Annotated in this window: 8 protein-coding genes; 4 read left to right on the top strand and 4 right to left on the bottom strand. The window is 66.5% G+C overall.

The features are described from left to right. Positions 1-10 precede the first annotated feature (10 nt). The 4 genes from IPP90_01270 to IPP90_01255 form a co-directional block, all read right to left on the bottom strand. Positions 11-994: a GNAT family N-acetyltransferase gene (locus IPP90_01270; protein MBL0169344.1), complete on the bottom strand. Its 984-nt coding sequence runs from the start codon at positions 992-994 to the stop codon at positions 11-13. Continuing rightward, entirely contained in the window at positions 982-2,307 is a 1,326-nt protein-coding gene (locus tag IPP90_01265; protein ID MBL0169343.1) for a GNAT family N-acetyltransferase, read from the bottom strand. Before IPP90_01265 ends, IPP90_01270 begins: the two co-directional genes overlap by 13 nt. A gap of 376 nt (positions 2,308-2,683) precedes the next feature. After that, entirely contained in the window at positions 2,684-4,573 is a 1,890-nt protein-coding gene (asnB, locus tag IPP90_01260) for an asparagine synthase (glutamine-hydrolyzing) (protein ID MBL0169342.1), read from the bottom strand. Positions 4,574-4,575: 2 nt separating this feature from the next. Then, positions 4,576-6,507 (bottom strand): bifunctional homocysteine S-methyltransferase/methylenetetrahydrofolate reductase, encoded by a 1,932-nt coding sequence (locus IPP90_01255; protein MBL0169341.1) that lies wholly within the window; start codon positions 6,505-6,507, stop codon positions 4,576-4,578. A gap of 96 nt (positions 6,508-6,603) precedes the next feature. On the opposite strand from IPP90_01255, the gene metH reads away from it, so the two are divergent. The 4 genes from metH to IPP90_01235 all read left to right on the top strand — a co-directional run bounded on the left by metH (position 6,604) and on the right by IPP90_01235 (position 13,006). Beyond that, positions 6,604-10,212, top strand: a complete 3,609-nt coding sequence (gene metH / locus IPP90_01250; protein ID MBL0169340.1) for a methionine synthase — start codon at positions 6,604-6,606, stop codon at positions 10,210-10,212. Between the two features lie 145 nt (positions 10,213-10,357). Further along, complete coding sequence (locus IPP90_01245; GenBank protein MBL0169339.1) at positions 10,358-11,263, top strand: exosortase/archaeosortase family protein; 906 nt, start codon at positions 10,358-10,360, stop codon at positions 11,261-11,263. After that, a complete protein-coding gene (gene epsI, locus IPP90_01240) occupies positions 11,260-11,943 on the top strand; it encodes an EpsI family protein (protein MBL0169338.1) in 684 nt (227 codons plus the stop codon). The genes IPP90_01245 and epsI overlap by 4 nt, the downstream gene beginning before the upstream one ends. Continuing rightward, on the top strand, positions 11,930-13,006 hold the full coding sequence (locus IPP90_01235) for an NAD(P)-dependent oxidoreductase (protein ID MBL0169337.1): 1,077 nt from the start codon (positions 11,930-11,932) through the stop codon (positions 13,004-13,006). The genes epsI and IPP90_01235 overlap by 14 nt, the downstream gene beginning before the upstream one ends. Positions 13,007-13,094: the final 88 nt, after the last annotated feature.

Here is a 13,094-nt window from a genome sequence, read left to right as displayed (position 1 = left end):
GGACTGACGCTCAGGTGGGAGGTCCGGCCTCGCTGTCTGCGGCGCGCCGTGCGCGCCGCGCGAAGAACCGACCGAGCAGTCGGGCCTTGAGCGTGCGCGAGAACAGCACGACGCGCTGCAGGGGAAGCGACTGGCGCGTGAACTCCGAGAGATAGAACCGACCGCTCCCCATGAACTCGAGAATCTCGCATTCCTCGGCGAGCACGCCCTCGAGGAGTTTCTCGAACACCATGATGCCGGGCCGGAGCGAGCGATACTCGGGATCGTGCGCCGTCTGGAATGCGTGAAAGACCCGGCCGCTCCAGACCCCGGAAACGTAGGCCACCGGACGATCGTGGTCGAAGAGCGCGACCTCGCGCAACCTCCCCGCCGCGCTCATCGCGTCACGATATTCGCGGAAGAATCGACGGAATTCCGCGTCGCGCGTGTAGTCGTCCGCCTCATGCGCAGGCAGGCGTCGCGCGTCGAGCAACTGCTCGACGTGCGGCCACCCCATCGACGCGCGGAACTCGAGGCCGCGCTCGGCGATTCGCCGGACGCTTCGACGCTGCTCTCGATTCGTGGCGCTCGATCGGGAGGCGAGCAGCGCATCGTGGTCGCGAATCCCGATCAGCGCCGTGATCGGGTTCGGCATCACCTGATGGCCGAGGCCGGCGGTCGTGGCGGCTGCCACGGCCGCTGCCGTTTCCGCGGGCGACAACAGGTCGATGAACGCCATGTCCCACTGTTTCAGGTCCGAAATGGCGCGCACCACCTCCGCGATCTCGCCATTGGCGCCCGTCCAGAGCCGATTGTCCCGGCCGAAGGCCGATTCGAGCGACCGCACGCCCACCCCGCGCAGTCGAAGGCGGCGCCGCGCGATCCACGCGACCGCGTTGGCTTGCGACGGCACCTCGAGCCATTGGCGCGGCGCATCGAACAGCTCGCGGCGCAGGCGACCGAACTCCGGGTCGAGCGTCAGCGACGACGCGAGGAATCGCGCTATCGGGTCCATCGCCAAGCCGTCGTGGTTCGCCCCCAGCGCACTCGGCGTTCTGCCATGCCGAGCATCGTGAAGTCTGCGGCGATCGCCGCGTCGACCGCCGGGCCATCGCCAGCAGCGACGACGAGGAAGGCATGTGTCGGCGGGGCATCGGTCGTCGGAAGACGCAGCCGGGCCGCGTGCAACTGCAGTGACGCCGTCCGGTAGTCGACGCCGGACGTGATGAACTCGTCGCACAGCACAACGCGCCGCGGATGGGTGACAGGAACGACCGGCCAATACCACTCGGCCTGCGATTCCCGGCGACCTATCCATCCCCACGCCACCAGCAGGCCCTGCTCGACGACTCCCAGCGGGAGGTTGCCCCGTTCGAATGCGAGCAGGATGGAACGCATCGAAGGGGCACCGCGCGGCTGGATCCCGGCAGGCAGATCGAGGGTCAGCCAGCGCCGCAACAACTCACGTGGATCGGTCAGGATCCCTGTTGCAGGCGTCGGCGCGACCAACGGGTGCTCGAACACCAGGCACTGGTCTTCGGTGCGCACCTGACGGGCGAGATGCCGAAGGGATTCCAGCACTCCATGGGTGCGGATGCGTTCGACGCCGCTTCGCACGCGGGCGCTGACCTGCGGATGTGCGCGTGCCGTCGCCGACAGCTGTCGACGCGCCAGCTTCGCGAGGCGCGTGAGGACGCGCGGCTTGACGATCGCGTCGAGGACGAGGACGGAATCCTGCGCGTTCGCGAATCGGTCCTTGTACGCGCCGTGCGGCGTGAGATCGAACGACGTGACGCCGCTGTCGCTGAGCGCGGCGAACAGGTGGTGAAGCAGCAACGCCGCCGGCGAGCTCTCGGCCTGTCGAGCGTCATAGGCCAGGACGCCCAGGGCCACGCGATCCGCGCTGCGGACCCCGATGTGCATGGCGACAGGATCGGCACCCACCATAAGCCGGGTCACGTGCATCGATGGCGACGCGTTGATCGCATCGGCGAACCATGCGGCCTTGCGCGGATCCTCACGGAACGGCTTGCCGCCGCCCAGCGCCGCGATCCTGAGATCGTACCAGTCCACCAACAGTGCGAGCGTTTCGGTCAGCACGGTCGCGTCCCGCACCGTCTCGAAGGCGACAACGCCCTGACGCTCGAGCTTTCGCACCTTGCGGCGCGTCCCCGGCTTCTTCAGCGCTGCGGATTCCGCCACGACCGTGCCGAGCTGTCGGAGCGGACGGAGCACCGCCTGGCAGTCCACCAGCATGTCGCGCTGCAGCTCCCGCTGCAGTTCGCGGGCGGTCGACTCGGACTCCACGAAACGAAGCGCCAGTCGCACCGCGCGGGGTCTCGCTGATGGCGTGGCGAATACTGCTCGCCACGCACGCGTCGCGTTCCGGTCCGCAATAGGCGGCGTGATACTCCGCCTGCCACGCGCCGGCGCCGGTAAGCGTACCCGTCCGGCGTTCAAGTGCCAGGGCAACGTAGGGCGTCCCGGCCGTCGCCTCGCGCTGCAGGCAGAGCACCGGCTCGTAGGCATCGCGATAGTGCGCATACCAGGAGCAGATGAAGCGGGGGTGCGAGAACCCGCATCGCAACGTGGACGCTTGCCACGCCGATTCCATGGCGTCGAGCTCGCGCGCGTCACCGAGCACCCCGCGTGCGTCGTCTCCGACCAGAACCGACATCGGCGGATGCGTCACGGCTGCCGCGCGCTACCGTTCGACAATGTCGTGCACGCGATAGGCGCGTTGCCACAGTTGCAGCAACAGCAGCGAGAACAGCCGCTCTCCCATCGGGCTGCCACGCTGCAGTCGATCCGACAGGCCGCGGATCACCCCCGGCCGGAATGGCGAATCGGTCTCGGCGGCGGCTGCTTCGAGCATGGGGCGCCAGGGCCCGCGCATCCACCGGTCGACCGGAATGTCGAATCCCTTCTTTCTTCGCAGATCGAGCTCGGCGGGTAGCAGCTGCGCACCGAGACCGCGCAGGATCAGCTTCCGGCCCCGCGTGGTGGCGCGCAACCGGTCCGGCAGTCGACCGAACGCGAACTCGATGATGGACCTCGACAGGAAGGGCGCGCGGACCTCGAGCGAGGTCAACATGCTCGCCCGGTCGACCTTCACGAGGACATCGTCGACCATGTACGTGCTGAAGTCGAGCGCGGTGGCACGCTGCAGCAGCGTCTCGCGATCGGTCCCGAATCCCGCGCGGCGGGCTTCGGGCGCCTCCAGTTCGGATGCCGGCAATCGGGCCAGTGCGTCGCTGAGGCCGCGTCGTTCGTCCGATCGAAAGATTCGCGCCGCGTTGGACAGGCTCATGCCTGCGGTCGAGCCGATCGCCGCCAGCGTCCCGCGACCGGGCGTGCCCACCGGAAGGAGCGCCTGTCCGATCGCCGCCACCGGTCGACGGATGAACCCCGGAAGGCGTGTGCGCAGCTGCTCCTGTCGCAACTGGATCGGGTAGCGAGGATACCCGCCGAAGAGCTCGTCGCCGCCGTCCCCTCCGAGGGCCACGGTGGCGTGCTTCCGGATCTCGCGCGACACCATGTAGGTGGGAATCATCGACGAATCGGCAACCGGGTCGTCGAACTGCGCAACGAGCGAGGTCAGCAGGTCCGCGTTGGCCGACTCGATCTCGAGCTCGGTGTGCTGCGTTCCGACATGAGCGGCGACCAGTCGGGCAAACGGTCCCTCGTCGAAATCAGGGGTGTCGGTGAATCGCGCCGTGAACGTCCTGACCGTGCTCGACGACACTTCTGCGGCGATCGCCGTGATCAGGCTGGAGTCCACGCCGCCGCTCAGCAACACGCCGACCGGCACGTCCGCCACCAATTGACGGCGCACGGCGGTTCGCAGCAGATCGTGAAGCTCGTCGATCCATCCGGCGTCGGTCTCGGGGTGCGCGGGCCCGATCGTCCGGCCGGGCAACGACCAGTAGCGCCGCGCATCAACCGTTGCGCGCGTGAGATCGATGCGGGCAACCGTTCCCGGCAGCACACGCTTGATGTCGGCGAAGATGGTGTGTTCGCCGGGCACATAGCCGTAGGCCAGGTACTCGTTGAGCCCCTGGACGCTCATTCGGCGCGGAATGGACGCGTCGTGCAGCAGCGCCTTGGCCTCGCTCGCGAACGAAAACCGCTGCGAACCGCGATGGTAGAAGAGCGGCTTCTCGCCGGCGCGGTCGCGCGCGAGCCACACGCTGCGTTCGCGCGGGTCGTACAACGCGATCGCGAACTGGCCGTCGAGCCGGTCGAGGCAGTCGATGCCCCATTGGCGATAGGCGGCGAGAATCACCTCGGTATCGGACTGTGTCCGAAACGAATGACCCAACGCCCGCAGCGTGTCCTGCAGCGCGATGTAGTTGAAAATCTCGCCGTTGAAGGTGATCACGGTGCTGGTTGCCGGATCGATCATCGGCTGATGTCCGCCCGGCGACAGGTCGATGATCGCCAGCCGGCGATGGCCGAACCCCACGCGCTTGTCGTCCGAGACCCACATGCCGTCCGAGTCCGGTCCGCGGTGACGCATCGTGTCACGCTGTTGCTGGAGCAGCGCGCTGTCGACGATTCCCTGGAGTGCGATCGTGCCGACGATGCCGCACATGATCAGCGCGCCCCGTCCGTCGGACGCGCGGCGCCGAACACCTCGAGCGCCAGTTCCACCTTCCCGAAGGGTGCACTCACCTGCACGCCCTGCACGCTGCCGCGCACTTGCTCCAGCATTTCCCGCGCGATCGCCTGTCCCTCGGCCAACGCGTGCTCCTTGCTCCGATCGTTCGCCCGGCGCATCCGATCCAGCACCGATGTTGGCACCGTCACGCCCGGCACCTCGTTCGCCAGGAATTCGGCGTTCCGAGCGGACACCAGCGGCCAGATCCCCGCGATGACGGGAATCCGCACGTCCTCGATGGACGAGAGGAACACTTCCAGTTGCGCCGGATCGAACACCGGCTGCGTGATGGCGTACTCCGCTCCCGCTTCCACCTTCCAGTGGAATCGCTTGAGCTCGTGCACCGGGTCGATGGCGGCGGGATTCACGCCGACGCCGATCACGAACCGCGTCGGCTCGCCGATGGGATTGCCTCCCGGATCGAGTCCCTTGTTCAGCTGGGACACCAGGTTCGTCAGCCCGATGGCGTCGATATCGAAGACCGCCGTCGCGTCGGGGTACGGACCCATCTTCGGCGGATCGCCGGTGATGAGCAGCAGGTTGCGCAGCCCCAGCGCTGACGCACCCAGCAGGTCGCTCAGCATGCCCAGCAGGTTGCGATCGCGACAGCAGTAGTGCGTGACCGCCTCGATGCCGTGTCGCTCGATGATGAGGCTCGTGGCGATGGCCCCCATTCGACTTTGCGCACGCGGTCCGTCGGGGACGTTGATCGCATCGACGCCGGCCCGGTGCAGGGCCGCGGCGTCCTGCTCGAGCTTGACGGTATCCACGCCGCGGGGTGGCACGATCTCCACGGACGTGACGAACTGCCCGGCGGCCAGCTTCGCACCGAAGCGCGAACGCTGATCCAACGGCACGGGCTGACGACCCGGGGATCCCGGCCCGGCGGCGTCCGGCGACGGCGCTGACGCCTCCACGCGCACTCGCGTCCTCGGCGAAAGCGGTCGAATCCCCTCCAGCATGGCCCGAATATGATCGGGTGTCGTGCCACAACAGCCACCTACGATCTTGGCGCCGGCCTGGACCAGATGGCGTGCGTACGTGCCCATATACTCCGGGCTGGCCATGTACATGGACCGGCCTCCCACATCGCGGGGCATGCCCGCGTTCGGCTGCGCGGAGAGTTTGCGCGTGGTGACGACCGCCATCCGCTCGATGGCCTCGAGAATCGTCTGAGGACCGACGGAGCAATTGAGGCCGATCACGTCCGCTCCCCACCGTTCCAGCGCGCGCGCGATATCCTCGGGGCTGGCGCCGTAGGCGGTTCGCAGGTCGGGCCCCACCGTTGCCTGAGCAATAATCGGCATCGTCGAGTCGACATCACGCGCCGCGTGGATCGCCTGCTCCAGTTCCTCGAGATCCGCGAAGGTCTCCAGCAGAAAGCAATCCGCGCCGCCCGCCTTGAGCGCCGTCATCTGCTCGGCGAACACCGCGCGAGCCTCGTCGCGGCTCGTCGCGCCATATGGCTCCAGGCGCACTCCCAGCGGACCCACGGCACCTGCGACCAGTCGCTGCTCTCCGGCTGCCTCGCGCGCCAGCTCGGCGGCGCGCGTGTTTATCGCGGCCACCTGACCTTCGAGTCCGTACTGCGTGAGCTTGGTCCGGTTCGCACCGAACGTGTTGGTTTCCAGCACCTCGGCGCCGGCCTTCACGTACGCGGCATGGATCTCGCGCACCAGGTCGGGCGCGCGAAGGACCAGTTCGTCGTAGCACTGATTGATGAAGACGCCGCGCGCATAGAGCATGGTCCCCATGGCGCCATCGAACAGTACGACCTGCTCGGGGTCCAGCAGCCGGCGCAACTGCGCGGCCCGCGGGTGCGATGCGGACGGGCTTTGGGGTGTCGGGTGCTCGGCGACGGTGGTCATGAATAGCTTACTAAGAGATTTCGCCAACAAACGCTACCGCTGAACGCTATCCATATGCGCAAGCGGCCGTGTTGAACATCGCCAGAAGACGACTGCATGACGACCAGCCATAACCGCCCGTCCCGACTGTCCAGGCTCCCGGCGCTCCTTGCCGATCGCATCCTGGTGATCGATGGGGCCATGGGGACCATGCTCCAGACCCATCGACTGGGCGAATCGGACTATCGGGGAGCGCGTTTCGCCGACTGGCCGTCGGATCTCAAGGGCAACAACGACCTGCTGGCGATCACGCGGCCGGACATCGTGGGCGCCATCCATGGCCAGTATCTCGAGGCCGGCGCCGACATCATCGAGACGAACACCTTCAATGCCAACGCCATTTCCATGGCCGACTACGGCATGGAGGAGCTGGCCTACGAGATCAACGTGGCCGCGGCGGCGCTGGCGCGTCGGATCGCCGACGAGTTCGAGTCCAGGGATCCCTCGCGTCCCCGATTCGTGGCGGGCGTGCTCGGCCCCACCAACCGGACGGCGTCGCTCTCGCCGGAGGTGGAGAACCCCGGTGCCCGCAACGTCTCGTTCGATCAGCTGGTCTCGGCGTACACGACGGCGGTGCAGGGGCTGCTGGACGGTGGCGCGGACTTGTTGCTGGTCGAGACGATCTTCGACACGCTGAACGCGAAGGCGGCGCTCTTCGCCATCGAACAGTACTTCGACGCGCACCATGTGCGCGTCCCAGTGATGATCTCGGGCACGATCACCGATGCCAGCGGCCGCACGCTCTCGGGACAGACCGCCGAGGCGTTCTGGACGTCGATGTCGCACGTGAAGCCCCTGTCCATCGGCCTCAACTGCGCCCTCGGCGCCGAGCAGCTGCGCGCCCACGTGCAGGAGCTGTCGCGCATCGCCGACACGCATGTGAGCGCGCACCCGAATGCCGGGCTGCCCAACGCGTTCGGCGAGTACGACGAGTCGCCGGAAGCGATGGCGTTCCACCTGCATGAATGGGCGACGAGCGGATTGCTCAACATCGTCGGCGGCTGCTGCGGCACCACGCCCGCGCACATTCGCGCCATCGTCGACGCGGTGAAGGGCGTGGCGCCGCGCAGGATTCCGGTCATCGAGTTGCGTCTCCGGCTCTCGGGTCTCGAGCCGATGACGATCGGTCCCGACATGAACTTCGTGAACATTGGTGAACGCACGAATGTCACCGGATCCGCCAGGTTCGCCAAGCTGATTCTCGAGGGCAACTACAGCGATGCCCTGGTGGTGGCGCGACAGCAGGTGGAAAGCGGCGCGCAGATCATCGATGTGAACATGGACGAAGGGTTGCTGGACGCCGAAAAGGCCATGGTCACGTTCCTCAACCTGATTGCGTCGGAACCCGACATCTCGCGTGTGCCGATCATGGTCGATTCCAGCAAGTGGACGGTGATCGAGGCGGGGCTCAAGTGTCTGCAGGGGAAGGGAGTCGTCAATTCCATCTCCCTGAAGGAGGGCGAGGCGGAGTTCCTGCGGCAGGCGCGACTGGTGCGCCGCTACGGCGCAGCCGTGATCGTGATGGCGTTCGACGAGCAGGGACAGGCCGACAGCACCGAGCGCAAGGTGTCCATCTGCACTCGCGCGTACGGACTGCTCACGGAGGAGGTGGGCTTTCCGCCGCAGGACATCATCTTTGACCCGAACATCTTCGCGATCGGCACCGGTATTGAGGAGCACGCCGGATACGCGATCGCCTACTTCGACGCCACGCGCGAGATCAAGCGCACGTTGCCGCATGTGAAGGTGTCGGGCGGTGTGAGCAACATGTCGTTTTCGTTCCGCGGCAACAATCCGCTGCGCGAAGCGATGCATGCCGTGTTCCTCTACCATGCCATCAGGGCCGGCATGGATATGGGCATCGTCAACGCCGGTCAGCTCATTCCGTACGAGGACATTCCGGCCGACCTGCGCGAACGGGTGGAAGACGTGGTGCTCAATCGGCGCGCCGAGGCCACCGAGCGCCTGCTGGAAGTCGCCGACTCCGCCAAGGGACGCGCGGCAAAGGCTGTGGAAGACGTTGCCTGGCGCGACTTGCCCGTCGGCGACCGGCTGTCGCACGCGCTGGTGCACGGCATCGACACGTGGGTCGTCGAGGACGCCGAGGAGGCTCGTCTGGAAGCGACACATCCCATCGACGTGATCGAAGGGCCGCTCATGCGCGGCATGAATGTGGTGGGCGACCTGTTCGGTGCCGGCAAGATGTTCCTGCCGCAAGTGGTGAAGAGCGCGCGCGTGATGAAGAAAGCGGTTGCGCACCTGATCCCATTCATCGAGGCTCTCAAGACCGCGACGTCCAGGAGTGCCGGCCGCGTGCTGATGGCCACGGTGAAGGGCGACGTGCACGATATCGGCAAGAACATCGTGGGCGTCGTGCTGCAGTGTAACGGCTACGAAGTCGTCGACATGGGCGTCATGGTGTCCTGCGCGAAGATCCTGGAGAAGGCGCGCGAGGTGAACGCCGATGTCATCGGACTCTCGGGGCTGATCACGCCGTCGCTCGAAGAGATGACCTTCGTGGCCAGCGAGATGCAGCGACAGGGATTCACCATCCCATTGCTTATTGGTGGCGCAACCACCAGCAAGGCGCACACGGCACTCAAGATCGAGCCGAGCTACTCCGGGCCCGTGGTCCACGTGCTCGATGCCTCGCGTGCCGTGGGAGTCACCAGTTCGCTGCTCAGCGACGACCGGAAGTCGCAATTCGCGGCCGATGTGCGGGCCGAATACGAGGGGATCCGGGTGGCGCGCGCGGCGCGCGGGGCGAACGAACGGCTCATCACGGTCCAGCAGGCCCGGGCGAACCGCGTGCCCATCGACCTGTCGGTGCCGGTGCCGGTGCCGGCGTTCATCGGTCCCATGACACTCGCCAGATATCCGTTGGACGAGCTGATCGAGCGGATCGATTGGACACCGTTCTTCCAGACCTGGGAATTGTCGGGTCACTACCCGGCCATCCTGCACGATCCGCTGGTCGGGGAGACCGCGCGCTCGTTGTACGCCGATGCGCAGGAACTGCTGGCGCGGATCGTCCGTGAGGATCGCCTGGAGGCCCGGGCAGCCTTCGGGTTCTGGCCGGCCAATGCCGTCGACGAAACGGTGGAAGTGTATGCCGACGACTCCCGGGCGACCGTCCTGGCGGAACTCACCATGCCGCGCCAATTGATGGACAAACGCGGCACTGGGCGACCCAATTACTGTTTGGCCGACTATGTGGCGCCCCGGGACAGCGGAATTCTGGATTACGTGGGCGCCTTCGCCGTGACATCGGGCCACGGCCTGGAATCGCTGGTCGCCGAGTTCGAGGCCGATCATGACGATTACGGGTCGATCATGGCGAAGTCGCTGGCGGATCGACTGGCTGAGGCGTTTGCGGAACGGCTGCACGAGCGTGTGCGGCGCGAGTTCTGGGGGTACGCTCCCCATGAAGACCTGACGAACACGGACCTCATAAAGGAGAAGTACCAGGGCATCCGGCCGGCTCCGGGGTATCCGGCATGTCCGGACCACACGGCGAAGGGGCCGCTGTTCGAACTGACCGAGGCCGAGGAGCGGGCGGGCATGCGCCTGACGGAGAGCTACGCGATGATCCCGGGAGCAAGCGTGAGCGGCTGGTACTTCTGGCGCCCTGAGAGCCGATATTTCGGTATCGGGACTCAGGGCTAGGGTGTCCCGGGCACTGTATGCTTCGATTCCGTGGCTGTGACAGCGCAGCGTCGCCGGTCGTCGTTCCGGTGGCTCATCGTGGTCGTTGCCGGGGTAGCCAACGTGATCGCACATTTAAGGCCCTAATCCTCATCCAAAACGCCTTGTGACCGCACCGACATCCCCCGCCTTGCGGACGAAGGACGGGATTCTCGCCATACGCGCGCTGCCGCCGCTGGCGCTAGCTGCACACGGGCTCACGGCGATCGCGTTTATCCTGCTCTTCGCAAAACCTGCCCAGCTGCTCGCCGATGCGTGGTGGAATGACCCGAACTCGGGTCACGGGCTCCTCCTGGCGCCGCTGTCCGTCTGGCTGGCTTATCGAGCCGGAATTCGCAAAGACGCGCGTCCTCAGCTGGTCCTCGGATTGCTGTTGCTGGTGCTTGCCGTGGCGTTGCGCTATGCCGCCGACCTGGCGGCGGAGCTGTTCGTCATGCGCTGTTCGATGATCCTGGCGTTGGGCGGCCTGGTCGTCTGGCACGCCGGATTCCGTCAGCTGATGCACTGGCGGTTGCCGTTCACGCTGGTGTCGCTGTCCATCCCGATTCCCGAGGTGATTCTCAATACCGTCGCCCTGCCACTGCAATTCATGGCGTCCGAGATCGGTGCGTCCCTGCTGCGGTGGCGCCACATCCCCGTGATGCTGTCCGGAAACGTCATTCGCATTCCCGGACAGGAGCTGTTCGTCGCGGAAGCCTGCAGCGGGTTGCGGTCCCTCACCGCGCTCCTGAGTCTCGGTGTGCTGATGGGGGCGCTCTTCCTGCGCTTGTGGCCGCTGCGACTGCTCCTCGTTGCGCTCACCATTCCCGTGGCAATCCTCATCAACGGATTCCGGGTGTTTCTCACGGGATTCCTGGTGTTGTACGTGAGCCCGGACATGGGTCAGGGATTCATGCACACCAGTGAGGGCATGGTGATGTTCGGAGGCGCGTTCCTGTTGACGGCGCTGCTCACCTGGGCGCTTGGCGGACTCGAACGGCTCGGTCTCCGTGGCCGGGAGATGGCCACATGAGCCGCGCGTCTCTCTTTCTGCCGTCGCTCGTGCTCGGAGTGGGGGTGTTGCTGATCTCCGGCATGCGGGAACAGTACGCGATGTCGCCACGTGAGCCGATCACCTCGATTCCGACCGTCATGCAGGGATTCGCCAGTCGTGACACGATCGTGAGCGAAGAGGAGCGCCGAGTCGCCGGTATGAGCGACTACGTCATGCGGACATTCGGCCCGGATTCGGCTTTCGCGTTCTCGGTGTATGTGGGCTACTACGACCGTCAGGTCCAGGGCCGGTCGATTCACTCACCGAAGAACTGCCTGCCTGGGGCGGGATGGGATATCCTCGCCAGCGAACGCATTCCGCTTCCCGGTGCCGCCGCCGGCTCGCGGGTCACGCGGGTGCTGTTGGCCAACAAGGGCATGCGCGTGCTCGTCTATTACTGGTATCAGGGTCGAGGACGCGTGGAGGCCAGCGAGTACCGCGTCAAGTGGGACCTGATGCGGGACGCGGCATTGCACGGGCGCACGGAAGAAGCGCTGGTGCGCATCGTGATGCCGGTGGAGGGTCGCACATCCCGTGAGGTAGCGAGCTTCGCTGACGCGTCGGTCGTTCGCGCCGACAGCCTGGCGCGTCGGATCGCCGGCGAATTGTCGCCCGCCGTGACCCGCGCCTTGCCGGCATGGCCGAGTGACGCGAACTGACGTGGAGGACCGCCGGGAGTCGCCGCTGCCCACGCGGATCCTCGTCACCGGGGGCACTGGCTTCATCGGGGGGCACGTGTGCGCCCGTCTGCTGCAGCAGGGGCATGAACTGACGCTGCTCGACCTGCATCCGCGGATCGGGTCGCCCCCGGGCGTTCGTTTCGTGCGAGGCGATGTGCGCGACGCCGACACCGTCCGTGATGCCATGGACGGATGCGAAGCGGTCCTGCACCTCGCCGCCGCGCATCATGACGCCGGCATCGCCGAGCAGACGTACTTCGACGTCAACGTCGGATCGACCGAGTTGCTCGTGCGCGAGATGACACGGCGCGGCCTGCGGAAAATCTGCTATTACTCCTCGGCGGCCGTGTACGGCAGTGGCCCCACCGTGCGGTACGAGCGCTCGCCGTCGATGCCGGAGAATCCCTACGGTCGTTCGAAGTGGGATGCGGAGGGCGTGCTGCAGAAAGCTGTCGCGGCCGGACAGGTGGATGCGCTGATCATCCGTCCCAGCGTCACCTTCGGCCCCAACAACTTCGCGAACATGTACTCCCTGCTTCGGCAGATCGATTCGGGGATGTTCCTGCAGGTCGGAAGCGGCTCGAACATCAAGAGCCTGTCGTACGTCGAGAACCTCTGCGACTTCACGCTCTGGGCATGGAGGCGTCATCGGGGCGGCATCGACACCTTCAATTGGGTCGAATCACCAGACCTGACGAGTGCGCAGATTGCCATGAAGCTGGCCGACGCGCTGGGTCGGTCGCTGCCGTCCATTCAGGTTCCCATGTCGGTCGCACTGCTGCTTGCGTCGCCGTTCGAAGTCGCGAGTCGCCTGCTCGGCCGTTCGCTGCCGGTCAGCCGGGCGCGCGTGCGCAAGCTGGCGTCCGACCAGACGCAGTTCAGTTCCGCGAAGGCCCGCGCGACCGGGTTTGTGCCGGGCGTGTCCATCGACGAGGCGTTCCGTCGCACCGTGGAGTGGTATCGTGCGATTGGGCGGAGTGCCTCTCGCGTCATGCGCATTCCGCCGGCCGATGTCGAGCGGCGTCCGAGGGCGGCCGCGTGACGATGGCGGCGACTCAGGGTGCGTCAGTCGGGAGGCGGCGACCGCTTGCGGCGTCGCGCGCAAGCGAAGGATGGTCGGCGGCGTGGAT

Source organism: Gemmatimonadaceae bacterium, assembly GCA_016720905.1.
Classification (GTDB): Bacteria; Gemmatimonadota; Gemmatimonadetes; order Gemmatimonadales; family Gemmatimonadaceae; genus Gemmatimonas.
This window is presented reverse-complemented; position numbering and strand designations above follow the sequence as displayed.

Bases quoted from the DNA above. Each gene is read 5' to 3' on its own strand.
- metH (MBL0169340.1), top strand. From the start codon at position 6,604: ATGACGACCAGCCATAACCGCCCGTCCCGACTGTCCAGGCTCCCGGCG.
- epsI (MBL0169338.1), top strand. From the start codon at position 11,260: ATGAGCCGCGCGTCTCTCTTTCTGCCGTCGCTCGTGCTCGGAGTGGGG.
- IPP90_01270 (MBL0169344.1), bottom strand. From the start codon at position 994: ATGGACCCGATAGCGCGATTCCTCGCGTCGTCGCTGACGCTCGACCCG.
- asnB (MBL0169342.1), bottom strand. From the start codon at position 4,573: ATGTGCGGCATCGTCGGCACGATCGCACTCCAGGGAATCGTCGACAGC.
- IPP90_01255 (MBL0169341.1), bottom strand. From the start codon at position 6,507: ATGACCACCGTCGCCGAGCACCCGACACCCCAAAGCCCGTCCGCATCG.